The following is a 24130-nucleotide window of genomic DNA, read 5'->3' on the forward strand; positions in this document are numbered from 1 at the left end:
CGTTATTGCTGCGTGTCGGGCCCTGCCTTGTCCTTGCCGCGTCCCATGCCGCCCAGGCGGCCCACCAGGCCGCGCAAGCCGCCGCTCAGCTTTTCCAGCGTGCCCTGGGGCGCCGGCGCGGGCGCTTCCGGGGCCGGCGCCTGCAGCACCTTCTGCAAGGCGAACAGGCTTTGCGGGCGGGCCAGCGGATCGAGCGCCAGGCACCAGCGCACCAGCTTGACCAGCTCCTCCGAATACAGGCCGTCCAGCTTCTGGAAATGTGCCTCCATTTTATCCTCAGTCTTGCGCTGATCGGCCGGTTGTGGCGGCGATCCCACCATACAGGCGAACATCGAGGCGCCGATGCTGTAGACATCCGTCCACGGCCCCAGGGTCGCGTTGCGCGTGTACAGCTCAGGCGGCGCGAAGCCGGGGGTGTACATGGGCGTGAGCTTGGGCAGGTCGGTGTTGACGGTCTGGCGCGCCGCGCCGAAGTCGAGCAGCATGGGCGTGCCGTCGGTGCGGAGATAGATATTGGCCGGTTTGAGGTCCAGGTGCAGCAACTTGTTGGCGTGCACCTCGCGCAGCCCGCGCAGCACCTGGGTGAAGATCTGGCGGATGAAAACCTCGTTGGGCCGGCTGCCCTTGGACTTCAGGCGCGCAATGTGTTCCTGCAGCGAGTGGCCCGACTCGTAGGCCATCACCATATAGACCGTGTCGTTGGCGCGGAAGAAATTGAGCACGCTCACCACGTTGGGGTGGGCGATGCGGGCCAGCGCCCGCCCCTCCTCGAAAAAGCACTTGAGGCCGATGCGGAACACAGGCAGGTTGGCCTTGGAAATGGCGGGCACCAATTCGCCTTCCTGGCGTAACGCCAGCGAACTGGGCAGATATTCCTTGATCGCCACCGCATTGCCGTCCGGGTCATACGCCAGATAAACAATACTGAACCCACCGGACGCAATTTTCTTTACAATGCGATATCCAGCAATTTCCAGTCCATCCGGCAACGGAGCGTTGTTCTGTGCAGCCATAAGTTTCCTCGCCTCAACAACCGGATTGTGTGGATAATTCACTGATTTGTAAAGATTTAACCGGGGACATCCATTGAGCATTTCCAGCATGACAGGCTACGCGGTTGCCACCAGCGAGAGCGCGGCGGGAACCTTGACGATCGAGATCAAGAGCGTAAATTCGCGTTTTCTTGACCTGCAGTTTCGAATAAACGACGATTTACGCGCGCTCGAACCGGACTTGCGTGCCGCCGTCATGGCTGCCATCACCCGTGGCAAAGTGGAAATCCGTCTCAGTTTCGGACGCAAGGCCGCCACCAGCGGCAGCACCGCGCTGAACATGGCCCTGCTCGGTGAATTGCAACGATTACAACTCGAAGTGGGCAAGCACTTCGTCAACGCCCCCGCCATGACTGTGGCGGAATTGCTGCGCTGGCCAGGCGTGATCGAGGAAGCCCAGATCGGCCAGGAATCTCTGCAGGCCGACGTGGCCGCCCTCACCGCCCGCACCGTGGCCGCCTTCGTCACCAGCCGCCAGCGCGAAGGCGCGGCGCTGGAAGCCATGCTGACGGCCCGCATCGACGCCATGGAAGCCATCGTCAAGCGTATCACGCCCCTGATTCCGCAAGTGGTGGCCGCCTTCCAGCAGAAAGCCGTGGAACGCATGCAGGACGCGCTGGGCCTGGCCTGCCAGGGTTCGAACTCGTCGCTGTCGCGCCAGGACGCGCTGGAGCGCATCCGCCAGGAAGTGATCCTGTACGGCATCCGCATCGACGTGGCAGAGGAACTGGGCCGGCTCTCGGCCCACCTGACGGAAACCCGCCACATCCTGAAAAAAGGCGGCCAGGTCGGCAAACGCCTGGACTTCATGATGCAGGAACTGAACCGCGAAGCGAACACCCTGGGCGCCAAAGCCTCCGTCAAGGAACTGGCCGACGCGTCGATGGAACTGAAACTGCTGATCGAGCAGATGCGGGAGCAGGTGCAGAACCTGGAGTAAGGGCTAGCGCGGGGCGTCTCCCGGCGCCCTATTGCACTGCTCAGCTCTTGCTATGTAGTCTTGGCGCGGCATTGGATGCCGTACCATCCGGTCACAGGATGGATTCGCCCGTGGTTCAGGGTTGCTAGTGGGCCGCCGCTCCCAGCAGCGGGTGATGATCGCGAGCCGAGGTTGTTACACAATGACTCGGAGGACGTGAACTTGCCGACCATTGGCCTCTTATAGTGCGTGTTGGCTCAGACTTTGCTGACACTTGACGTCCGACGATGGTCCGTTTCCGCCCCGAAGCCGACGGTGAAAGCATGAGCTGACACTCAAACGCGAGAACGCTGAACGACTGCGAACACGTCGCCTAACGTCAGTTTTTCGCTCCAAATTTCACTAAGTGCAATCCCATATTTCGCACTTAGGTCGTCAGTCAATGTCTCAAGCTCCATCGCGTCTGCTACCCAACGGTTCGGATATAGGTCGCGATAGATTTCCCATACTCGGTCATGTGGGCTGAACTTCAGCCTTTCACTATCTCGAAAGGCAAATGCAGAGGTGAAGAGCGATAGAAATTCCCGAATCTCGTCCTTTGTCGCTTGAGGGAATGCACTTCGCCACTGAGCGCCTTCGCATTTCCGGGCTCGATATCTCCTCGGCAGACTGGTTCCGAACTTTAACCAGAGAGCCGATAGCAAAATCAGGAAACCTGCTACTGCGAGTGTGCTCATATCACACCTTCTGGGTCGATGTCGTCAACACGTCGCCAATGACTGTTTTTGGCCGTCAACTGTCTTCAGCTGTACGAATTACCGCTATGGCAGCACGGCGGTGGACCATGGCGAGAGCACTCGCCAGCCAAGTTTTTCATAGAGGGCGCGCCCGTCTTTCGTCGCGACCAAGAGCCGCTCGGTCTTTCTGGCCCTTTCGGCCATCGAGTCCAAAGTCTTCATCACCACGGTGCCAAGACCGAGACGTCGATGCGCTTCGTCGGTCACGATCTGGTCAAATACGGCACAGCCCACCCGCAGTGCAATGCGTCCAAAAGCAGCTGTCGTGTCGCTGACGTGCATGATGCGGGCGATGTACCCACCATGCTCTGCTTCCAGCGTGATGCGATAGTCCTGCGGTAGCTCTGTATTGGCAACCATGGCTGTCGGTCCCTGCATGAGATAACCAATGTCTTCGATTCTCCAATGGCCCGGCAACGCCGAACGCAGGGTGCCTGGATCAACCGCCGCCTTCAGGTAGACGCGCGGCACGTGAATTTGCTTAGCGCAGGCTTGAAGGGCCAGCCCAGCGTCAAGGAACACATGGCGGCGCAGCTCCACAGCGTTGCCAACCTCGACGCACAGGCCGCCGGCTTGATGGAAGGGAAGTGGCAAGCCACGGGCAAGGCTCCTGCCGATAAGCCAGCGTTCGATGAGTGCGAGATCAGGGTTCATTGGGTTGATATTCAAAGGCAGCAATTGGCCGAATTCGGCCGACGCCCTCAGGTTAGCAGCTTGCTTATCTGCAAAACTCACGAATTCTAACTCTGGGCTGAAGACGCTCTGTACCGGACGTTCCCTCTTAACGTTGCGGGTCCACGTTCCTCTGTCGGCGAACGTGGGCTTGTACGTAGGCGAACCACTTGTCGTCATCTAACGAGCGACCATCCGCTGTGTCGATTTCCTCGAAACTCCGCCATGTTACGGGACGATCCCGGAACACCAGGTACGTTTTTCCGACGACGAAGTCAGGGTATATGACGCAATCAGTGTCGTTCATCACGCGTCCCCCGCCTCTACGCCAGAAGGCGGCGTCCTGGTGGTGGTCAAACGTCGTGTCGCGGCTGCGTCCCGGCGCGCGACCCAACAAAGAGAACAACTGCTCGTTACGTCCCGTCAATCGTTTTACGGCAAGGAACTGATAATCGACCTCTCGACCATTCTCGAGCCGACGCGCCGCGCTGATCACTTTCGCTAGCACGATGTCATTGGCCAGCGCTATTTGAACATCAGGGTTGACGAGTTGTTCGGCGGGAGGGGCACGACACGCCCAGCTCGCGCTAGGGATGATGGATAGTGCACACAGCAGCAGAGGACGAATCAGGGGCATTGATGACCTTTCCTAAACGCGAGTGGCCGGTCCTGGCCGACTTCGGCCTCCCAAAACTGTAGGTCATTGTGAGCAGGATCAGGCTTTCACCAAGGCAACTACAACGCCCCTTTGAAGACGTCATATTCGGCAACGATTGGGGGCTGGGGGCTGAATGCCTTGTAGTAGTAAACGTCTCGCTCGTAGGGCTCTAACTCGACAGCTCGTGGACCGTAAGTAAGAACAGCAACCTTCGCGGCCAGCACAATCAGCTTCTCAACGTCTGGAGAGAACTCAGTGGCCTTGTTGCATTGAAGGTCCACAGATTTCGTTCGCAAGCGGCTCGCAAGCTCCGCCCCATTTTTCGTCACCTTCGAGGTGTGAAGGAATTCTTCAGCTTCAAGTATCAGATTCTCGATTTGTTCAACTTTCAACATCATTGGCTCATTCCTTAGCTATCTCTGATGTCAGCAATTGGCCGACTTCGGCCTGCCGGCACATTGTGTTGTGCCACGTCGCGGACACTTTGCGTTACCTTAATTAATTCAGAAAATTGGTATCTTTGAGAATGAGTAATGCCGCCTTACTTGCACGACACTTGAACGTTGACGAAGTTGGCAAAGTCACCGAAACTCAAAGCTCCGGAGCCACCAGTGAGCGTGCAGGTCTGCCCTATTGGATTGGTTTTTACAGTCACCTCGTAGCCACCCGCGCGCCCTGCGTAGACGGCCTGCTTGGCGTAATTATCCGCAAACAGATACAGGCCGTTGTCCGTGACAGTCAAAACGCTCGCGCCGTTGGCAAAGGTAACACTCTGGCCAGAAGCCAATCCAGAAACCGTCACGCCGACATTGAAATTGGCAAAGGCAAGAGCGGCCGGTTGACAGGTGACTACTACCGTCGGAACACTTGTCACTCCTTGTGGCACTGTGCCACTTCCACTCAGCACGTTGCAGTTGTAACCGCTCGGTTGGGTGACCAGCGTAACGTTATAAGCAAGGCCCGCAGCCACTTTTTTATTGAATGTAAAAACACCGCCCCCCGTAACGGCGAGCGTTTCAACATCACCATTTTTTAACAGCACCGTTACACCGGTCGGCATGCCGCTCACCGCCCCGCTTATCGCCGCCTCTGTGGGGGCCGCAGTATCTGCGCCTGCGTTGGTACTGCTACCACCGCAGGCAGCCAAGGCTGCCGTCAACACCGTCAGGAAAAGTAAGTTATTGCGCATGGTTGTCATCCCAAAAATCGAAAAGTATCAAAGATATCAGATTTCATAAATGACAAATTCACGGTTTTCCACGCTGTTGGATGTGTTTCACAGCCGTGATTGCTGGCCTGCACTGGCAATGTCCATATCCATGTCGGCTCTGGGCCGATTGTATGCGGTCAGGATATCGAACTCATCGGCGCTTCGCCACTTTGCAAACACGAGCAGCAACAGCTTGTCAAAGGGTCGATTGGCATACTAAACGTTTCGAACGATATCCCGCGCCGGTGGATCACACGGCGGTGCCGGTTTTCCTGAAGCCGAATACATAGCTTTTGAACACAAATCCCCATGGCACGGCGACTATCGCGAGGACAACCAGCAAGAACATATAGGTCATGCCTTCCGCATGCGAGCCCGCCAGCTTATCGGCCTTCCAGAGCGGATAGGCCACGATCAGTAACCAGAGCACCTTATAAAATATTTCGAGCAGCAGCAGCGGAATCATCTTCACCGGTTGCAGAAGGCCCAGCAGGGCCAGCGACGCAAACGCAGCCCACACGCTCCATGCCATCGCTTCGTAGGACTCCCAGGGGCCGGTATGGGCCAGGATGAAAGTCCACGAGTCCTTGCCGAGGAAAAGTAGCATCAAAATATACAGCAGCCGCATAAGATAGATATTGATTCTGCGAACGCCATCGTAACGCACGTGGCCGTGCTGGAAGATGCTCTTGAGGTCGAATGACATGGATTGCTTCCCCTTTGGTCAAGGTAGGAAAATCGTAGGATGTGCGTGATTGATTTTTTGATCACATTGTCCAGTGTGCCCTATTTCGGCGGCAAGATGTAAGACAAAATCGCGCGACGCAAAAACCGGGGCGGCGGCTCGATGCGTTGACAGCGCATCCGCTTGGCTAACCCAAACTTGGTCCGTAATCCTCATCTTCGTATTTCGTCGGCACGGGGATTAGCGTGCGCTGCCGCTCGGCGGGTTCCGCTCCAGTTAGGCCTTGTGCCAAGCCAGTTGCGTATTCGACGCTATCCCTGGGGACGGTCTACAGTGGCTAGATGGTCGGACGGTCCGTTCCTGGCCGATTAGGGCACATGACTCGTCATCTTGCATATCGGTCAGTCAGTTAGATTTCCGATGATGCCGAAATGTCACCCGTCAGGTCCAAAATATCTCCCAAGCCATCCCATCGACACGTTCCCACCGCTAAACATCAACCGGAGCGCAACCGCCCACTCGCGCAGTGCGCCACCACAAGTTGCAATGATCGTTCTTTTTATACCTTTGCGCGCAAGTCAACACCTCCTGCGCCAAACTGGCATCCATTCATTGCTTTTGGTAAAATGCCCCTTTGGGCGACGCCCACGTTTGGAAAGATCAACATGAGCCAACCTACCGCCTTCTCCGGCAGCCTGTTCATGGTGGTGGCGCCGTCGGGCGCCGGCAAATCGACCCTGGTCAACGCGCTGCTGGCGCAGGAACCGGCCATCAAGCTGTCGATTTCCACCACCACCCGCGCCCCCCGTCCGGGCGAAACCCACGGCAAGGAATACTACTTCACCAGCGCGGAAGACTTCGTGGCCCGCGCCCAGGCTGGCGAGTTCCTGGAATGGGCTGAAGTGCACGGTAATTACTACGGCACCTCGCGCATCATGGTGGAACAGCAGATGCAGACCGGCACCGATATCCTGCTCGAAATCGATTGGCAGGGCGCGCGCCAGGTCAAGAAGCAATTCCCGCAGGCGGCCGGCATCTTCATCCTGCCGCCGTCGATCGACGCGCTGGAAGAGCGCCTGAACAAACGCGCCACCGACGCGCCCCACGTGATCACCCGGCGCCTGCTGGCGGCCGGCGGCGAAATCGCCCACGCGCCGGAGTTCGAGTATGTTATTATCAACCAAGACTTCCCGGTCGCCCTGTCCGAGCTGAGCGCGATCGTCCGAGCGGCCCGTTGCCGGTTTGCGCAACAAGCGGCCCGCAACGTATCGCTCTTCGCCCAACTGGGCATCCACGCAGAATAAATACACCCGCTTTTAGGAGTTAAGATGGCCCGCATCACGATTGAAGATTGCCTCAAGAATGTCCCCAACCGCTTCCAGCTGACCCTGGCCGCCACCTATCGCGCACGCCAGTTGCTGCAAGGCCACACGCCTAAAGTGGAAGCCAAGGACAAGCCAACCGTGGTCGCCCTGCGCGAAATCGCGGCCGGCAAAGTCGGTCTGGAAATGCTGAAAAAGGTTCCCATGTAAGTGGCACCCGCGTTCCATGGTGATGGTGGTCAGGACCTGGGCAGTTCTGCAATAATGCAGCTGGCGTGTTGACCATTTCACTGCGACGGAACGCGAACAAGATGAACCTGACTCCTGCCGACACCCTCCCCACCGGCACCCGCGCCAAGAATCCGCCCTCGGCGGCTGGCGCCAGTATCGCCACGTCCGCGGCAAGCGCCGCTCCCGTTTCCTCCCCATTGGCAACGCCCACCGTCACCGCCGGCGTCGCCTCGGTCACCCACCTGACGGAAAAACTGGCCGAATACATGACTCCCGCCGACCTGAAAAAGGTCAAGGAAGCCTATCGCTTCTCGGACGAGATGCATCTGGGCCAGGTGCGTAAATCGGGCGAGCCCTACATCTCGCACCCGATCGCCGTGGCCGAGATCTGCGCCGACTGGAAGCTGGACGCGCAAGCCATCATGGCCGCCCTGCTGCACGACGTGATGGAGGACCAGGATGTCAAGAAGGAAGAACTGATCGAGCGCTTCGGCGCGCCCGTGGCCAGCCTGGTAGATGGTTTGTCCAAGCTGGAAAAGATCGAGTTCCAGAGCCAGATCGAAGCGCAGGCGGAAAACTTCCGCAAGATGCTGCTGGCCATGGCCTCGGACGTGCGGGTGATCCTGATCAAGCTGGCCGACCGCCTGCACAACATGCGCACGCTGGACGTGATGGCGCCGGCCAAAAAGGCCCGCATCGCCGGCGAGACGATGGAAGTGTATGTGCCCATCGCGCACCGCCTGGGCCTGAACAATATCTACCGCGAACTGCAGGACTTGTCGTTCTGCCACCTGTACCCGCTGCGCTACCGCACCCTGTCCAAGGCCGTCAAGGCGGCCCGCGGCAACCGGCGCGAAGTGGTCAAGAAAATCCTGGAAGCGGTCAAGAGCACGCTGTCCATGGCCAATATCCAGGCCGAAGTGTACGGCCGCGAAAAGACCCTGTACGGCATCTACAAGAAGATGCGCAGCAAGCACCTGTCGTTCTCGCAGGTGCTGGACGTGTACGGTTTCCGCGTGGTGGTCGACAGCTTCCCCAACTGCTACGTGGCGCTGGGCACGCTGCACTCGCTGTACAAGCCCATGCCGGGCAAGTTCAAGGATTACATCGCGATCCGCAAGCTCAATGGCTACCAGTCGCTGCACACGACGCTGATCGGCCCCTACGGCACGCCGGTGGAATTCCAGATCCGCACCCAGGAAATGCACCGCACGGCCGAATCGGGCGTGGCGGCGCACTGGCTGTACAAGAATGGCGATTCGAACCTGTCGGACCTGCAGCAGCGCACCCATGCGTGGCTGCAATCGCTGCTCGATATCCAGCAGCAGACCGGCGACTCGGCCGAATTCCTGGAACACGTCAAAGTCGATCTGTTCCCCGATTCCGTCTACGTGTTCACGCCCAAGTCCAAGATCATCGCCCTGCCGCGCGGCGCCACGGCGATCGACTTCGCCTATTCGATCCACACCGGCATCGGCGACCATACGGTATCGGTCACCATCAACAACGAAGCGGCCTCGCTGCGCACGGAACTGCGCAATGGCGACATCGTCGAGATTGTCACCGACAGCAATTCGCGGCCCAGCCCGACATGGCTGTCGTTCGTGCGCACCGGCAAAGCCCGTTCGGCCATCCGCCACCACCTGCGCACCATCAACCTGCCGGAATCTATCACGCTGGGCAAGCAGTTGCTGGCCCAGGCCTTGACCACGCTGGGCATCGACCCGTCGATGGAAGACCAGCTGGTGGAACGCTTGCTGAACGAGTCGAGCGCCAAGTCGCTGGATGAACTATATGCCGACATCGGCATCGGCAAGCGCATGGCGGCACTGGTGGCGCGCCACATCTTCGGCCTCAAGGGCGGCGAATCGGCCAGCGCACCGATCGACCACAACAGCGCGACGGAGCTGGATCCTGTCACCATCTGCGGCAGCGAAGGCGTGTCCGTGCAACTGGCCCAGTGTTGCCTGCCGATTCCCGGCGACGCCATCATCGGCCAGTTGCGGCGCGACCAGGGCTTGCTGGTGCACACCAGCGACTGCACGCTGGCCAAGCGCCAGAAAAGCAAGGAGCCGGACCGCTGGATCGCCGTCAAGTGGGGTTCGGAGCTGAACCGACGTTTCGACTGCCGCATCAAGCTGTTGATCAACAACGAAAAAGGCATCCTGGCCCGGGTGGCGGCCGAGATCGGCGAATCGGACGCCAACATCACCTACGTGGGCATGGACGAGGACAAGGAACACATCCTGCACCAGTTGCGCTTCACGATACAGGTCAAGGACCGCGTCCACCTGGCCGGCCTGCTGCGCAACGTGCGCCGGGTGGCCGGCGTCAACCGCATCCTGCGCGAGCGCAGCTGATCAAAAATTTGGGGACGTAACTCAATTTGCGCTGACGCAAATTGTGTTACGTCCCCAATTTTTTCGCCGGTTTAACCCGCTTCCGGTGCCGGATAGCTCACTTCCAATATCTCCAGCTCCTCCATCCCGTGCGGCGCCTGGAAACTGACCACATCCCCCACCCGCGCCTTGGTCAGCGCGCGCGCCACCGGCGCCACCCAGCTGATCTTGCCCTTCAAGGGATCGAGTTCGTCGATGCCGACGATGGTGATGGTGCGCTCCGCCCCCGTCTGGTTGCAATAGGTGACGGTGGCGCCAAAAAAAACTTGCTCGCTGCCATGGTGCACGCTGGGATCGACCACGGCCGCCAAGTCCAGGCGCTTGGTGAGGAAGCGGATGCGGCGGTCGATCTCGCGCAGCCGCCGCTTGCCATATATATAGTCGCCATTTTCGGAGCGGTCGCCATTGGAGGCGGCCCAGTGCACGATGCGCACCACTTCCGGCCGGTCGACATCGATCAGCTGCAGCAGCTCATCCTTGATGCGCTGGTAGCCAGCCGGGGTGATGTAGTTCTTCGACCCGGGCGGGATGGCCAGCGCCAGCGCGGCCGCTTCCTCATCGTCGTCATGGTCGGATTCTTTGACAAAGGCTTTGTTCATACGCCTATTGTAGCGGCTAGCGGCTGGCCGGCGCCCTGCGCAGCGCACGTTTTTTCACGTATGATCCACGGATGCGCGCACTCGCCCAGCCGGCCTTCCCGGCATGAAACTCTCGCCCTCCGCGCGGCGCCGGCTGACGGCGCCCCTGGTCTATGTGGCCGCCCTGCTCCTGCTGCTGGAAGACTGGCTGTGGGACCTGGGCGCGGCCCTGATGGCCTACCTGGCCCGTTGGCCGCCGCTGCGCCGGCTCGAAGCCTGGCTGCAAGGCTTGCGCCCGGGGGCCGCGCTGGCCGTGTTCGTGCTGCCGGCCATGATGTTGTTTCCCGTCAAGCTGTTGGCCTTGTTCGCCATGGCCCATGGCCACGCCCTCATGGGCCTGGCCGTGATCGTGACGGCCAAGGTGGCAGGCGCGGCGGCGGTGGCGCGGCTGTATGCGCTGACCCGGCCCACGCTGCTCACCATCGCCTGGTTCGCCCGCCTGCTGCACTGGTTCCTGGCCCTCAAGCAACGCTGGATCGCCCGCCTGCGCGCCAGCGCCCCGTGGCGCGAAGTGCAGGCCCTGGCCGCCGCCGTGCGCCACTGGCGCCGCCGCCTGCCGCGCAAGCGCTGGTGGCCAACCCGGGTATTGCGCCGTTACGCGGCCCGCTGGCGCGCGCGCCGCCACGATTTTTCCGATGACCACGAACAATGACTGATCCCACCGCCTCCACCGCCCCCGTCCCCGCCCCTGCCGCCGACCCGGCCGCCGTGGCCGCCGAGCTGGCCCAGGTCCGGGCCCGCCTGGACGCCATCGTCTCCAACACGCCCGGCCTGGTGTACCAGTTCGAACTGCGCGCCGGCCAGCGCGTGTGCTTCCCTTACCTGAGCGATGGTTGCCAGGCCCTGCTGGGCTTGACGCCGGCCGCCCTGCACGCGGCGCCCGAGTGCTTCCTGGCCCTGATCCTGGAACCGGACCGGCTGTCCTACCTGGACGCCATGCAAGCCTCCGCCACCACCCTGGCCAGCTGGAACTGGGAAGGCCGGATCTGGATCGAGGCCTGGAAGGACATCAAGTGGATCAACCTGCGCGCCACCCCGCACCTGCTGCCCGACGGTGGCGTGCGCTGGGAAGGCATCATGACCAACATCACGGAAAGCCGGCGCGAGCAGCAGGAAGTGCGCCAGTCGCGCGCCCGGCTGGCCGAGCTGACGGCCCACATCGAAAAGGTCAAGGAACAGGAACGCACCCGCATCGCGCGCGAAATCCACGACGACCTGGGCGGCAACCTGACGGCCATCAAGATGGCGCTGGCCATGCTGGCGGCCCGCCTGCCCGAGGGCGATGCGGCGCTGCACGACAAGGCGGCCTATGTGGACGCGCTGGTCGACCGCACCATCGACGCCGTGCACCGCATCTCGCTGGACTTGCGCCCGCCGCTGCTGGACCTGGGCATCGTGGCCGCGCTCGAATGGCTGTGCAAGGAATTCGAGCAGCAGGCCGGGGTGCACTGCGCGTTCAGCGCCAACGCCCGCGAGTTCGCGCTCGACAACGACCAGACCACGGCCCTGTTCCGCATCGTGCAAGAGGCGCTCACCAACATCGCCAAGCACGCCGGCGCCAGCCGCGTCACCGTCAAGCTGGCCCGTACCCGCCACCACGTGGGCCTGAAAATCAGCGACAACGGCGGCGGCATCTGGCAGGGCGACCGCGCCAAACCGGAGTCGTTCGGCATCCGCGGCATGACGGAACGGGCGCGCGCGCTGGGCGGCACGTTGACGCTGAGCCACGCCGTGGGCGGCGGCACCGTGGTAGCCGTCAAAATTAAACGCGATGGCGTACACCCGGCCGCCATTCCAGCCGCCAGCGGCGCTACAATAGCGGATCAGAGTGTTTCCACTGTGAAATAACGCAACCCTGCAGAAGATCCATCCATGACAGAAAAAGCCATCATCAAGGTCTTCATCGCCGATGACCACGCCATCGTGCGCGAAGGCTTGAAACAGATCCTGGCCGAAACGGGCGACATCGTCGTGGCCGGCGAGGCTGAAAACGGGCTGGACGCCATCAAGCTGTTCCGCAAGGCCGACTGCCAGGTGGTGTTGCTCGACATCTCCCTGCCCGACCGCAGCGGCATCGAAGTGCTCAAGCAGATCAAGAAGGAAAAGCCGGAACTGGCCGTGCTGATGCTGTCCATGCACCGCGAAGATCAATATGCGATCCGCTCGCTCAAGGCCGGCGCGTCCGGCTATCTCACCAAGCAGAGCGCGCCGCGCGAACTGGTGACGGCGATCCGCCAGGTGGCCGGCGGCCTCAAGTACATCAGCCCCGCACTGGCCCAGGAACTGGCCAACCACGTGGGCGAAGACCACGAGGCGCCGCCGCATGACTGCCTGTCGGACCGCGAATACCAGACCCTCACCATGATCGCATCGGGCAAGACGGTGGGCGCCATCGCCAAGGAATTGTCGCTGTCGGTCAAGACCGTCAGCGAATACCGGGCCCGCTTGCTGGTCAAGATGAAACTCAAGAACAGCGCCGAACTGACCCACTACGCCATCAAGAACCAGCTGATCGAGTAAGGGCGGCGCCCGCGAGGGACAATAAAATTGCCAAGAAGAATATTTCGTATGCGTTTAATTAAGACCCCTTCCGGCCGCTAATCGTCGCTATGCACGGCCGCCGTGTCGCCTATCATGATAGGACTGAGTCACTGAAAGAGGCTGTGCGCAACCATGTCTAGCAAAAACACCCAAGCGGCCGCGGCGGAACAGAACCCGGCCGATATCGCCCGCGAAGCGTTCCGCCGCCTTGCCGTGCGCCGCATCGCGCCCACGCCCGACGCCTATCGCGACATCTATCTGGAAATCGCCGGTTTGCCGCCGGCCGTGCCCGCCATGCCACCGGCGCCGCTGGGCAGCGTTGACCCGGGACCGGAATCGGTGCTGAGCGGCTTCGCCAGCCGGTTGTCGGACGGCGTGGGCGACCTGGCCGAGTTCGGCCGCCGCTTCAACCGCGCCGTCAAGTCGCGCGACTGGGATGGCTACGCCAAAGCCCTGTCGCAACTGGTGGACAAGCACATCACCGTCAAGAAAGGCATCGAGACGGCCGCCGCCCCTGATTCCGAACAAAGCCGCATGCTGCGCGACCTGCTCAGCCGCACGCTCACCTTCGCCGTCGCCTCGCTGCTGACGGGCGCGCCGGCCCTGGTGGCCGAGGCCGAATCGCTGGGCGCGGCCACCCGCCAGGCCCACAGCGAGGAAGCACTGGCCGAAATCGCCGTGCGCCTCAAGCAACTGTGCTACCAGATCGAACTCAAGAGCGGCGACACGGCCGAGCAGCAGGAATTGTTGCTGCGCCTGTTCAAGCTGCTGCTGGAAAACGTCAGCGAACTGCTGGACGACGACAGCTGGCTGCGCGGCCAGATCGACGCCGTGCAAAACCTGATCGCCGGCCCGATCGACCAGCGCGCGCTGGAGGACGCCACCCGCAGCCTGAAGGACGTGATCTACAAGCAAAGCCAGCTCAAGCACAGCCTGTCGGACGTCAAGCTCACCGTCAAGAACATGATGATGACCTTCATCGACCGCCTGGGCCAGGTGGCCGCCTCCACCGGCGACTTCCACGAGAAGATCGGCGGCTATTCGGAAAAGATCAGCCGGGCCGAGAATATCGGCGAACTGAACCAGATTCTCGACGACGTGCTGCGCGAAACCCGCATCGTCCAGAACGAAGCGCTCAAGGCGCGCGACAAGATGGTGCTGGCGCGCCAGGAAGTGCAGGACGCCGAACAGCGCATCCACGCGCTGGAAGCAAAGCTGCAGCATATGAGCGAACTGGTGCGTGAAGACCAGCTCACGGGCAGCCTCAACCGACGCGGCCTGGACGACGTGTTCGAGCGCGAGACGGCCCGTTCCGACCGCCGCGGCACGCCGCTGTGCATCGCCCTGCTCGATCTGGACGACTTCAAGCGCCTCAACGACACCTACGGCCACATCGCCGGCGACGCGGCCTTGAAGCACCTGGTCAAGATCGTCAAGGAAACGCTGCGCTCAATGGACGTGATCGCCCGCTTCGGCGGCGAGGAATTCCTGATCCTGCTGCCGGAGACGACGGTGGAGGCGGCTTCGCAGACGATGACCCGGCTGCAGCGCGAGCTGACCAAGCACTTCTTCCTGCACGATAACGAGAAAGTGCTGATCACCTTCTCGGCCGGGGTGGCCTTGCGCCGTCCCAACGAGGAACAGGGCGAACTGGTCAAGCGGGCCGACAAGGCCATGTACCAGGCCAAGCAGTCGGGCAAGAACCGGGTGGTGGTGGCTGACTGACGGCTTGCCCCGCCTTATCCGCCGCCCCCAAGGCCGGCGCCAGCGATGGCGCCGGCCTTTTTTTCATCTCCACCACGCACTATGCTTAACATGAAGACCACAAAATTCCCGCCACCCTGTCCAAAACTGGCGGAAATAAAGGGCAAAATATAATTATTTTCACCCTAAAGATTCACCGGTCGCGGTCGTTTAAGCGGGCATGGGCCACCAACGTTTAGCCCCGCAAGTGAAAATTTCGCGCTCTTTTTTCGCTAAATTTTCCCGTGGGGCAACCGTTACACATTACAACAGCGGTTTGATTGTCTCGGAACGCGGAGACAGACCAAAGTGAAATGAGCAAGTCGCCCAAATCGAAGTACTAGTCTGGAGAAATATCATGGCTGCAACCATCAATACCAACATCGCCTCGCTGAACGCACAACGCAATCTGAACACCTCGCAGGCTTCGCTGTCGACCTCGTTGCAACGTCTGTCTTCCGGCCTGCGCATCAACAGCGCCAAGGACGACGCCGCCGGTCTGGCCATTTCCGAGCGCTTCACTTCGCAGATTCGCGGCGATACCCAGGCGGCACGCAACGCCAACGACGGTATCTCGCTGGCGCAAACTGCCGAGGGTGGTTTGAGCACGGCCGGTGACCTGCTGCAGCGTATCCGCGAACTGGCCGTGCAGTCGGCCAACGGCACCAACTCCGATTCGGACCGCAAATCGATCCAGAACGAAGTATCGTCGCTGTCCCAGGAACTGAACCGCGTGGCCAACACCACCCAGTTCAACGGCCAGAACGTGCTCGACGGCAGCCTGACCAGCACCCAGTTCCAGGTCGGCGCCAATTCGAACCAAACCATCAACGTGGGCATCCAGAGCGCCAAGGCTTCCGACATCGGCAACAACACGCTGAAATCGGCCTTCACCTCCGCTGGCGGCCAGATCTCCGACGCGTTCGGTGGCACCGCCAACAACGTGACGGCACAGACTCTGACCGTGACCTCGGGTACCGGCACCACCACCAGCGTGGACGTCAAGCTGGCCGACAGCGCCAAGCAGATCGCCGCCAACGTCAACGCCCTGAGCGGCACCACCGGCGTGACGGCCACCGCCAGCACCACGGCCACCCTGTCGGGCCTGGCCACCGGCGTCGACGGTTCCGTGCAATTCGAACTGCGCGGCCAGAATTCCGTCGCCAACGACGCCAATTCGACCCCGGTGACGATCTCGGCCAAGGTGAAAGGCAACGACCTGTCGGCCTTGGCCCAGGCCATCAACGCCCAGTCCGGCACCACCGGCATCACGGCCGCCGTCAAGCTGAACTCGACCACCAACGTCAAGGAAGTGGTGCTGACTGAAGCGTCGGGCGACGACATCCAGATCAAGAACGTCAACTCGGCCGCCGACGACCTGCTGACCGCCACCACCATGCGTGGTGCGGAAAAGCCAGCCGCAGGCCTGACCGCCGCCGTGGCCGCCAATGCGACGGCGATCGGCGCCAGCGGCCAGTCGATGACGGTGGGTGGCAGCCTGGCCTTCTCGTCCGACAGCGGCTTCACCATCACCAGCACCGCCACCAACGTGGTCAACAACGCTGCCGATGGTACGGGCGCCAACAACAACACCGGTAGCGACCTGCAATCGGTGGCCAAGATCGACGTCTCCACCGTGGCCGGCGCCAACGCCGCGCTGCTGTCGATCGACTCGGCCCTGAACCAGGTCAACAGCAACCGCGCGTCGCTCGGTGCGATCCAGAACCGTTTCGCTTCGACCATCTCGAACCTGCAAACGACGACGGAGAACTTGTCCGCCTCGCGTAGCCGGATTCAAGATACCGACTTCGCGGCGGAAACGGCCAGCCTGACCCGCGGCCAGATCCTGCAACAAGCCGGTACCGCGATGTTGGCCCAGGCTAACTCGCTGCCGAACGGCGTGCTGTCGCTGCTGCGTGGTTAAACCCGTGTGACGATGGACCTACATCGTTAAAACCCGGTTCCCCGGCTGCCTCGTGCAGCCGGGGTTTTTGCACAAATAGGAACCATCATGACCATCGACTCATTAAGCACTGCCTCGGCAGCGCGCCCGATCGAGCGCCATCCTGCCGGCTACGATGCCGCCCCCGCCTCCGGCGGCGCGGCGCGCGCACCGGCCACCGCCGTCGAGACGGCAGCCGCCGTCAAAGGCGCGGCCGCCGTGCCGACCCTGGACCAGGTGTCGCAAGCCGTGTCGCAGCTGAACCAGTCACCCCAGGCCCGCGCCCAGGGACTGGAATTTTCCATCGACAAGGACAGCAAACGCACCGTCGTCAAAGTGATCGACCAGACCACCAAGGAAGTACTGCGTCAGATCCCCTCGCCCGAAGCGCTGGAGATCGCTAAATCGCTGGGTAGCGCCAGCCACAACGCCGGCCTGCTGATCAAGCAGACGGCCTGAAGCGGACGCGCCAGGGGCGCGCCGCTTTTCCTTCCATCATGGCATGTTTGCGCTAAGCTATAGCCATGCGTCCCGTGCCGATCGCGCCCGCCCCGCCCCCGCGCGGCCAGCTTCCCCGCCCGCCGCATCAACGGCACGAACCCGTTTGCCGCTGCACAATTTTTAAGCGAAAGGCAAACAGACCGGCATTTCCCCCTCTCAAGTCCTCTTTGATTGCGCCGATAATGTCTTATATTGTTGCTTTCCTTAGGAGTCCAACGTGGGTATCTCTTCTCCCGGCATCGGTTCTGGCATCGACGTCAACACCATCGTCAGTAAGCTGATGCAGGTGGAGTCCGCCCCGTTGGCGGACTTCGACAAAAAATCGGCCAGCTACCTGGCCCAGGTATCGGCCTTTGGCAACCTGTCCGGCGCGCTCGGCCAGTTCCAGAGTTCGCTGTCGTCGCTGACCTCGCTGTCGAGCTTCCAGTCGCTCAGCGCCGTCCCCAGCGATTCGAGCGTGCTGAGCGCCAGCGCCACCACCAAGGCGCTGCCGGGCAGCTACCGCATCAACGTCAGCCAGGTGGCGCAGGCGCAGACCCTGGCCTCGGGCGGTTACAAGAGCACCACGGCCGCCATCGGCCTGGGCGCCACCACCACCATCAACTTCGCACTGGGCACGGTGGCCGGCGGCACCTTTGGCCTGGCCGGTACGGCCCTGGGCGCGGGGGTGAAAACGGGCGGCCTGACGCCGGGCGCGCTGACCCTCAACGGCACCACCATCGCCACCGACGGCAGCACCCGCAGCGCGCGCCTGCTGGCCGACGCCATCAATGCCAAGAGCGGCACCACGGGCGTATCGGCCAAGGCCAGCGCCACCGTCACCAGCGCCACCCTGTTCGGCGCGGCCGGCGCCAGCACCTTTGGCGCGGTCGATACCAGCGGCGGCGGTACGTACGCGCTGACAGTGGGCGGCGTGACCATCGCCAGCCAGGCCACCGGCGTGGCAGCCGGCGCCGCCGGCAGCATCGACGCGGCCGCGCTCGATACGGCACTGACCGGCGATACGGCCGTCACCCGCGCCCTGGCCGACGCCAACATCACCATCAGCGGCACGGCCGCCGGCGGCACCTTGCAGTTCACCAACGCCGACGGCACCAACATCAACGTGGCCGAAGCGGTCAGCGGCAGCGTCACCGGCGGCATCGGCAACAGCGGCACGGCCAATATCGGGTCCACCACCACGGCCGTCAGCACCATTGCGCTGGAGTCGGCCGACGCCAGCCCCATCACCGTGGGCGGCACCAATCCGGCCGCCGCCGGCTTGACGGCGGGCGTGGGCGGCGCCTACCTGGGGGCCGGCTTTACGGCCGATCCCGACCGCACCTCGGGCAGCATCGTCATCGACACCAGCAACAACACGCTGCAAGGGATCGCGGCCGCCATCAACAAGGGCAATTTCGGCGTCACCGCCAGCCTGGTGTCGGACGGCGCCACCGGCGCCAACGCCACCCCCAACCACCTGGTGCTGACCTCCACCGCCACCGGCGCCTCGTCGACCATGCGCATCACGCTCAGCGGCGCCAACGGCAACCCGGCCGACCCCGACCTGGTCAATCTGCTCGGTTACGACCCGGGCGGGGTGCAGAACATGAGCCAGAAAGCGTCCGCGCTCGACACGCTGGCCAACGTGAACGGCATCGCCGTCAGCAGCAGCAGCGCCTCCATCAGCGGCGCCATCGCCGGCGTCTCGCTCAACGTGAGCAAGACCGGCAGCAGCAGCCTGACGGTGGCGCGCGACACCGGTTCGCTGACCAATTCGGTCAACAGTTTCGTCAAGGCCTATAACGACCTCAACAACCAGATCACGCAGCTGTCGGGCTATAACGCCGATACCAAGACCGGCGGCCCGCTGTTGGGCGACGCCACCGTACGCAACCTGCAGGCGTCCGTGCGGCGCCAGCTGTCGCAACAAATCACCGGGCTCAAGGGCAACCTGACCAACCTGTCGCAGATCGGCATCTCGTTCCAGAAGGATGGCACGTTGACGCTCGACACGGGCAAGCTGAACAAAGCCATCACCAGCAACTTCAACGACATCGCGGGCCTGTTCGCGGCCGTCGGCAAGACCAGCGACAGCAAGATCAATTTCGTCAGTTCGACCTCGGCCACCCAGGCCGGCGACTACGCGCTCGATATCACCACGCTGGCCACCAAGGGCAACCTGACCAGCGCCGCCGCCGTGCCGGCCAGCACCGTGATCGACAGCGACACCACCTGGGTCGTCAAACTGAACGACACGGCCACGGCCGCCAGCACGGCCACCATCACGCTGCCGGCTGGCACCTACACGCCCAGCCAGCTGGCCACCCAGCTGCAATCGTCGATCAACGGCGTGAGCGGCTTCGCCAACGCGGGCTGGTCGGTCAGCGCCACGATCGGCACCGACGGCAAGCTCAAGCTGGAATCGAACCGCTATGGCGCCCAATCGAATATCAGCCTGGTCGATGACACCGGCAGCAGCGTGGCATCGCTGTTCGGCGGCGCCGCGTCGGTGGACGGGGTGGACGTGGCCGGCACCATCGGTGGCTACGCCGCTACCGGCGATGGCCAGACGCTGACGGGCGCCCCCGGCGCCCCCGTCGCCGGCCTCAAGCTCACCATCGATGGCGACACCACCGGTTCGCGCGGCGACATCGGCTTCTCCCAAGGTTATGCCTACCAGCTGAACAACCTGGCCGCCAACTTCCTGGGCAGTAAAGGCTATATCACCAGCCGCACCAACGGGCTGAACCAGAGCGTCAAGGATATCGGCAAGCAAAAGGATGCGCTTAGCGCCCGCCTGGTCGATGTCGAGGCGCGCTACCGGGCCCAATACACCAAACTCGATACGCTGGTGGCCAGCTTGAACACGACCCAATCGTATTTATCGCAACAATTGGCGGCCATCGCCAAAAACGGTTAACAGACAGGAGATACCCTATGTTCGGATCCCGACAAACTGGCGTGCATGCCTATGCCAAGATCGGCATGGAAACGGGCGTGCTCGCCGCCAGCCCGCACAAACTGATCGTGATGCTGTTCGATGGCGCCCTGGTGGCCATCAACACGGCGCAGGCTGCCATGCGCAGTGGCAACATCGGCGAAAAAGGCAAGTCCATCTCCAAGGCCATCATGATCATCGACAGCGGCCTGCGCGCCGCGCTCGACAAGAAGGCCGGCGGCGAGATCGCCGAAGGCCTGGACGCCCTCTACGAATACATGAGCGCGCGCCTGCTGGCGGCCAACCTGCAAAACGACCCGGCCATCCTGGAGGAAGTGCAGCGCCTGCTGACGGAACTGCGCGACGCCTGGAACGCCATCGGCGACGCCCCGGCCACCACCGGCCGTGCCACCCCCACCCCTTCCCTCGCGAGTGCCTGAACGATGATGACCAGCCAAGAAGTGTTGACCGTGTACGCCGCCATGGCGGAACTGACCGAACAGATGGTGCAGGCCGCCACCGCCAGTGACTGGGACCAGCTGGTGCAGCTGGAGCAGCGCTGCGCCGCCCATGTCCAGCGCCTGCGCGCGCATGAGCCGGCCGCGCCCATGCAGGGCGCCCAGCGCGAGCAAAAGATCGAACTGATCCGCCAGATGCTCAACGCCGACCGCCAGATCCGCGACCTGACCATGCCGTGGATGGCGCAGTTGTCCAAGCTGATCAATAACACCGGCACGGAACGGCGCCTGGTCAACGCCTACGGCAGCGTCTGATCCCGGCGGGGGCCATGCTGCCGCGCCTGGACGCCACCGTCGGCCCGCTCACCGCGGCCGACGCCGTACATGGCACGCCGGCCATCGGCGACGCCCGCCAGGCCGCGTTCCAGCGCAACCTGCAGGCGCTGGTGGGCCAGTCGCTGCAAGCGACCGTGCTGTCGAAATACCCTGACGGCAGCTTCCTGGTGCGGGTGGCCGACAACGCGGCCCGCATGCTGTTGCCGCCCGGGGTGCAAGTCGGCAGCGAAGTGCCGCTGACCGTGATCGCGGCCCAGCCCCGCCCCACTTTCCAGCTCGGCAACACCCCCGGCAGTGCCGCCACCCTGGTCTACAGCGACACCCCGCCGGCCGACGCCGACGCCCAGCTCTACCACCCCACACCGTCCGCGCCGGACACGGCCGCCAGCGCGGCCCGCCCGGCGGCGGGCGCGCCAACGGCCAGCCCGGCCAGCACCGCCCAGCAAGCCTTGCCAGCCGGCGCCCAAGGCGCCAACCAGGGCAACGGGGCCACCGCCAGCGCCACGCCCGCGTCCGCCGAGCTGGCGCGCCCGGCCACGGCCGGCGCCGCCCTGCTGGCCAGGGCGCCCTTGATCCCCGCCAGCGAATTGCCATCGCTGGACGCCAGCACGCCGCCGCCCACGCTGAGCGCGGCCGCGCGCGTGCTGACCACCGTGCTCACGGCCGCACCGGCCACCCCGGCTGGCGCGCCCGTCGTGCTGACGGGAAAAACGCCGCTGGTGGCCGCCGGCGCGCCGCCCGTGCCCGAGCAACTGGCCCAGCAGCTGCAAACGACCATCGCGCAAAGCGGCCTGTTCTACGAATCGCATGTGGCCGAATGGGTCAAGGGCGAACGCAGCCTGCCCGACCTGATGCGCGAACCGCAGATGCAGCGCCAGCAGCAAGCGCTGGCCGACGGCGGCGCACGGGCCCAGGCCGGCGGCCCGGACCTGTCGGCGGCGCTGATGATCAACCAGCAATTGCACGCACACGAACAAGGCCGGGTGCAATGGCAGGGCGAGGCGTGGCCGGGCCAGCCCATGCAGTGGGAAGTGCGGCGCGAGCAGCGCGACAGCGACAGCCAGCGGCGTGGCGACGGGCGCGACGGCGCCGATGGCCAGCCGGAACAGGTGTGGCGCAGCGGCGTACGGTTCCGCTTTCCGCTGCTGGGCCAGGTGGCGGCCTCCGTCACCCTGGTCGGCGACCAGGTGCAGATCCAGGTACAAACGGGCAGCGACCAGTCGGCCGTCACGCTGCGCGCCTACGCCGGCCTGCTGGAACAAGCGATGGCGGCGGCCGGCGCACCGCTGTCCTCGCTCACCATCTCCGCCGATACCGCCCAGGCCGGAGAGCACCATGAGCCGTGACGCCCCGCGCCGCCCGCTGCAAAGCGCCGTGGCGCTGGCCTACCAGACGGGCGCGGCCGCGCCCAAGGTGGTGGCCAAGGGCCGCGGCCTGGTGGCCGAGCAGATTATCGCCGTGGCCCAGGAGCACGATGTGTTCGTGCACGAATCGAAGGAACTGGTGTCGCTGTTGATGGAAATCGACCTCGACCACCAGATTCCGCCCACCCTGTATCGTACGATTGCGGAACTGTTGGCCTGGCTATATCATATTGAATCAGCGCAAAAATCAGGCGCGCCGCTTCCCGCGCCGCCCGATACCAGCCTGCCGCTCACCGAACCCTAGACCCCGATACGGACGCGATGCATTCACTACGACAGGAAGCAGACTTGGAAAACTGGCATGACTTCGAAGTCGAGTCGCGCCGGGAGATTATCGCCCTGCTGCGCAGCATCGGCGAGAAGAACCAGCTGATCCGCATGTTGGTGCAGGGCGAGGCCGACGTGTGCGTGACGTCCATCCTGGAAGTGCAGCCCGACAACGACGCCGTCATCCTCGATTGCTCCATCGACCGCGAGCAGAACCAGCGCGTGGTGGGCGCGGCGGCCGTCCATTTCGAGACGACGCTGGACAAGATCCGCATCCTGTTTTCTTCGAACAAGGTGGAAAAGTGCTTATACCGGGGTAACCCGGCGTTCCGCATGGCCTTGCCGGCCACGCTGATCCGTTTGCAGCGGCGCGAGTTCTACCGCATGAACACCCCGGTCAGCAATCCGGTGCGGGTGGCGATTCCCCTGCCGGCCGAGCTGGGCGGGGGCAACCACCCGTTTCCGCTGGCCGACATCAGCTGCGGCGGCATCGCCATCCTCGACAACAAGCAGTTGCTGGGCGACACCATTGGTCACAACTATGTGGATTGCCGCATCGACTTGCCGGACGTGGGCGCCATCGTCACGACCTTGCAGATCCGCAATTCGCTCGACATGACTTTGCTCAACAACAAATCGAACCGCCGCCTCGGTTGCCAGTTCATCGACATCCCCCGGCCCATGCTGGCCCAGGTGCAGCGCTACATCACCAAGCTCGAACGCGAGCGCAACGCCCGCCTGGCCGGCCTCGGTTGAACGGGCGGGGGCGTTCCAGCCCGGCCCGGCCGGCGCCGGACATCATTATCATTGGATGATGATCCGATGATAGTATAACTACAATACAATTACACTTGCATGTTCATGATGTCGTGATAGGCCGTCACCAGCTTGTTGCGCACCTGCATGGTGGCCTGGAAGTTGATGCTGGCCTTCTGCATCGAGATCATCACGTCCGACAGGCTGACCCCGTCGTCGCCCATGGCGAAGCTCTTGCCTTGCGCATCGGCCTTGACCTGGCTGGCGTTGACCGCGTCCAGCGAAGTTTTCAGCGCGTCGGCGAAATTGACTTTCGCGGCCGGGGTTTCCGTCTGCACCACGGGCGGCGTGGCCTGGGGCCGCGTCGCGTGGGCTTTCAGCTGCGCGATCATGGCCTGGATCTGGCTGCCGTCGATACCACCTGTTCTCATCTTGACTCCAATTTGTTGCTGCCGCGGAACAACTTCCGGCGGCCAGGACGACAGCGCACGTTACAATAGTGACTGTCAGGCTGTCAGAATAACAGTCCAGGCGCCAGCGGCACGCGCGAGCAGGAGGGGAAACGGGGTTCTGTTTGACCATTTGAATTCCCCTGTTCCCGGCGATAATCCGTATCAGGCCCAACTCCCGGCAGGGGATTGGATAGCGACACTCAGAGA

The 24130-nt window shown here is 62.9% G+C and carries 25 protein-coding genes; 16 read left to right on the plus strand and 9 right to left on the minus strand.

Going from position 1 to position 24130, the window contains the following annotated elements:
• Positions 1-2: 2 nt before the first annotated feature.
• Positions 3-1013 carry a serine/threonine protein kinase gene (locus H3H39_RS04935; protein WP_182152196.1) on the minus strand — a complete coding sequence of 337 codons (1011 nt, stop codon included), beginning with the start codon at positions 1011-1013 and terminating at the stop codon, positions 3-5.
• An 88-nt stretch (positions 1014-1101) separates the two neighbouring features.
• On the opposite strand from H3H39_RS04935, the gene H3H39_RS04940 reads away from it, so the two are divergent.
• Positions 1102-1992 (plus strand): YicC/YloC family endoribonuclease, encoded by an 891-nt coding sequence (locus H3H39_RS04940; RefSeq protein ID WP_182152543.1) that lies wholly within the window; start codon positions 1102-1104, stop codon positions 1990-1992.
• 314 nt (positions 1993-2306) lie between these two features.
• Here H3H39_RS04940 and H3H39_RS04945 read toward each other — a convergent pair whose 3' ends face one another.
• From H3H39_RS04945 to H3H39_RS04970, 6 genes are all read right to left on the minus strand, one after another.
• Positions 2307-2708 carry a hypothetical protein gene (locus H3H39_RS04945; RefSeq protein ID WP_182152197.1) on the minus strand — a complete coding sequence of 134 codons (402 nt, stop codon included), beginning with the start codon at positions 2706-2708 and terminating at the stop codon, positions 2307-2309.
• 84 nt (positions 2709-2792) lie between these two features.
• Complete coding sequence (locus H3H39_RS04950; protein WP_311196856.1) at positions 2793-3503, minus strand: GNAT family N-acetyltransferase; 711 nt, start codon at positions 3501-3503, stop codon at positions 2793-2795.
• 46 nt (positions 3504-3549) lie between these two features.
• On the minus strand, positions 3550-4077 hold the full coding sequence (locus tag H3H39_RS04955; protein ID WP_182152198.1) for a hypothetical protein: 528 nt from the start codon (positions 4075-4077) through the stop codon (positions 3550-3552).
• Positions 4078-4175: 98 nt separating this feature from the next.
• Complete coding sequence (locus H3H39_RS04960; protein WP_182152199.1) at positions 4176-4496, minus strand: hypothetical protein; 321 nt, start codon at positions 4494-4496, stop codon at positions 4176-4178.
• 143 nt (positions 4497-4639) lie between these two features.
• A complete protein-coding gene (locus tag H3H39_RS04965; RefSeq protein ID WP_182152200.1) occupies positions 4640-5287 on the minus strand; it encodes a DcrB/PsbP domain-containing protein in 648 nt (215 codons plus the stop codon).
• A 271-nt stretch (positions 5288-5558) separates the two neighbouring features.
• Positions 5559-6014, minus strand: a complete 456-nt coding sequence (locus H3H39_RS04970) for a hypothetical protein (RefSeq protein ID WP_182152201.1) — start codon at positions 6012-6014, stop codon at positions 5559-5561.
• A 644-nt stretch (positions 6015-6658) separates the two neighbouring features.
• On the opposite strand from H3H39_RS04970, the gene gmk reads away from it, so the two are divergent.
• The 3 genes from gmk to H3H39_RS04985 all read left to right on the plus strand — a co-directional run bounded on the left by gmk (position 6659) and on the right by H3H39_RS04985 (position 9906).
• The gene (gene gmk, locus H3H39_RS04975; RefSeq protein WP_182152202.1) at positions 6659-7297 is read left to right on the plus strand and encodes a guanylate kinase; all 639 of its coding nucleotides are present in this window, start codon (positions 6659-6661) and stop codon (positions 7295-7297) included.
• 24 nt (positions 7298-7321) lie between these two features.
• Positions 7322-7525 carry a DNA-directed RNA polymerase subunit omega gene (gene rpoZ, locus H3H39_RS04980; RefSeq protein WP_005665923.1) on the plus strand — a complete coding sequence of 68 codons (204 nt, stop codon included), beginning with the start codon at positions 7322-7324 and terminating at the stop codon, positions 7523-7525.
• Between the two features lie 101 nt (positions 7526-7626).
• The gene (locus H3H39_RS04985; protein ID WP_182152203.1) at positions 7627-9906 is read left to right on the plus strand and encodes a RelA/SpoT family protein; all 2280 of its coding nucleotides are present in this window, start codon (positions 7627-7629) and stop codon (positions 9904-9906) included.
• Positions 9907-9977: 71 nt separating this feature from the next.
• Here the strand turns inward: H3H39_RS04985 and greB are convergent, their stop codons facing one another.
• Positions 9978-10544, minus strand: a complete 567-nt coding sequence (gene greB, locus H3H39_RS04990; RefSeq protein WP_182152204.1) for a transcription elongation factor GreB — start codon at positions 10542-10544, stop codon at positions 9978-9980.
• Between the two features lie 103 nt (positions 10545-10647).
• On the opposite strand from greB, the gene H3H39_RS04995 reads away from it, so the two are divergent.
• The 12 genes from H3H39_RS04995 to H3H39_RS05050 all read left to right on the plus strand — a co-directional run bounded on the left by H3H39_RS04995 (position 10648) and on the right by H3H39_RS05050 (position 23471).
• Positions 10648-11235 (plus strand): hypothetical protein, encoded by a 588-nt coding sequence (locus tag H3H39_RS04995; RefSeq protein ID WP_182152205.1) that lies wholly within the window; start codon positions 10648-10650, stop codon positions 11233-11235.
• Complete coding sequence (locus H3H39_RS05000; protein WP_182152206.1) at positions 11232-12431, plus strand: sensor histidine kinase; 1200 nt, start codon at positions 11232-11234, stop codon at positions 12429-12431. Before H3H39_RS04995 ends, H3H39_RS05000 begins: the two co-directional genes overlap by 4 nt.
• A gap of 24 nt (positions 12432-12455) precedes the next feature.
• Positions 12456-13103 (plus strand): response regulator, encoded by a 648-nt coding sequence (locus H3H39_RS05005; RefSeq protein ID WP_182152207.1) that lies wholly within the window; start codon positions 12456-12458, stop codon positions 13101-13103.
• A gap of 153 nt (positions 13104-13256) precedes the next feature.
• Positions 13257-14849, plus strand: a complete 1593-nt coding sequence (locus tag H3H39_RS05010; RefSeq protein WP_182152208.1) for a GGDEF domain-containing protein — start codon at positions 13257-13259, stop codon at positions 14847-14849.
• Between the two features lie 376 nt (positions 14850-15225).
• Positions 15226-16791 carry a flagellin N-terminal helical domain-containing protein gene (locus H3H39_RS05015; RefSeq protein WP_182152209.1) on the plus strand — a complete coding sequence of 522 codons (1566 nt, stop codon included), beginning with the start codon at positions 15226-15228 and terminating at the stop codon, positions 16789-16791.
• A gap of 87 nt (positions 16792-16878) precedes the next feature.
• Positions 16879-17268, plus strand: a complete 390-nt coding sequence (locus H3H39_RS05020; RefSeq protein ID WP_182152210.1) for a flagellar protein FlaG — start codon at positions 16879-16881, stop codon at positions 17266-17268.
• 259 nt (positions 17269-17527) lie between these two features.
• Positions 17528-20212 carry a flagellar filament capping protein FliD gene (gene fliD / locus H3H39_RS28280; protein WP_182152211.1) on the plus strand — a complete coding sequence of 895 codons (2685 nt, stop codon included), beginning with the start codon at positions 17528-17530 and terminating at the stop codon, positions 20210-20212.
• Positions 20213-20229: 17 nt separating this feature from the next.
• Positions 20230-20670 carry a flagellar export chaperone FliS gene (gene fliS / locus H3H39_RS05030; protein WP_182152212.1) on the plus strand — a complete coding sequence of 147 codons (441 nt, stop codon included), beginning with the start codon at positions 20230-20232 and terminating at the stop codon, positions 20668-20670.
• Between the two features lie 3 nt (positions 20671-20673).
• A complete protein-coding gene (locus H3H39_RS05035) occupies positions 20674-21003 on the plus strand; it encodes a flagellar protein FliT (protein WP_182152213.1) in 330 nt (109 codons plus the stop codon).
• A gap of 14 nt (positions 21004-21017) precedes the next feature.
• On the plus strand, positions 21018-22370 hold the full coding sequence (fliK, locus tag H3H39_RS05040) for a flagellar hook-length control protein FliK (RefSeq protein ID WP_182152214.1): 1353 nt from the start codon (positions 21018-21020) through the stop codon (positions 22368-22370).
• Positions 22360-22692 (plus strand): EscU/YscU/HrcU family type III secretion system export apparatus switch protein, encoded by a 333-nt coding sequence (locus H3H39_RS05045; RefSeq protein ID WP_182152215.1) that lies wholly within the window; start codon positions 22360-22362, stop codon positions 22690-22692. The genes fliK and H3H39_RS05045 overlap by 11 nt, the downstream gene beginning before the upstream one ends.
• A gap of 44 nt (positions 22693-22736) precedes the next feature.
• The gene (locus tag H3H39_RS05050) at positions 22737-23471 is read left to right on the plus strand and encodes a flagellar brake protein (RefSeq protein WP_375540403.1); all 735 of its coding nucleotides are present in this window, start codon (positions 22737-22739) and stop codon (positions 23469-23471) included.
• A gap of 89 nt (positions 23472-23560) precedes the next feature.
• Here the strand turns inward: H3H39_RS05050 and fliE are convergent, their stop codons facing one another.
• Positions 23561-23902 (minus strand): flagellar hook-basal body complex protein FliE, encoded by a 342-nt coding sequence (gene fliE / locus H3H39_RS05055; protein WP_182152217.1) that lies wholly within the window; start codon positions 23900-23902, stop codon positions 23561-23563.
• Positions 23903-24130 lie beyond the last annotated feature (228 nt).

Source organism: Rugamonas apoptosis (genome assembly GCF_014042355.1).
GTDB classification, from domain to species: domain Bacteria; phylum Pseudomonadota; class Gammaproteobacteria; order Burkholderiales; family Burkholderiaceae_D; genus Rugamonas; species Rugamonas apoptosis.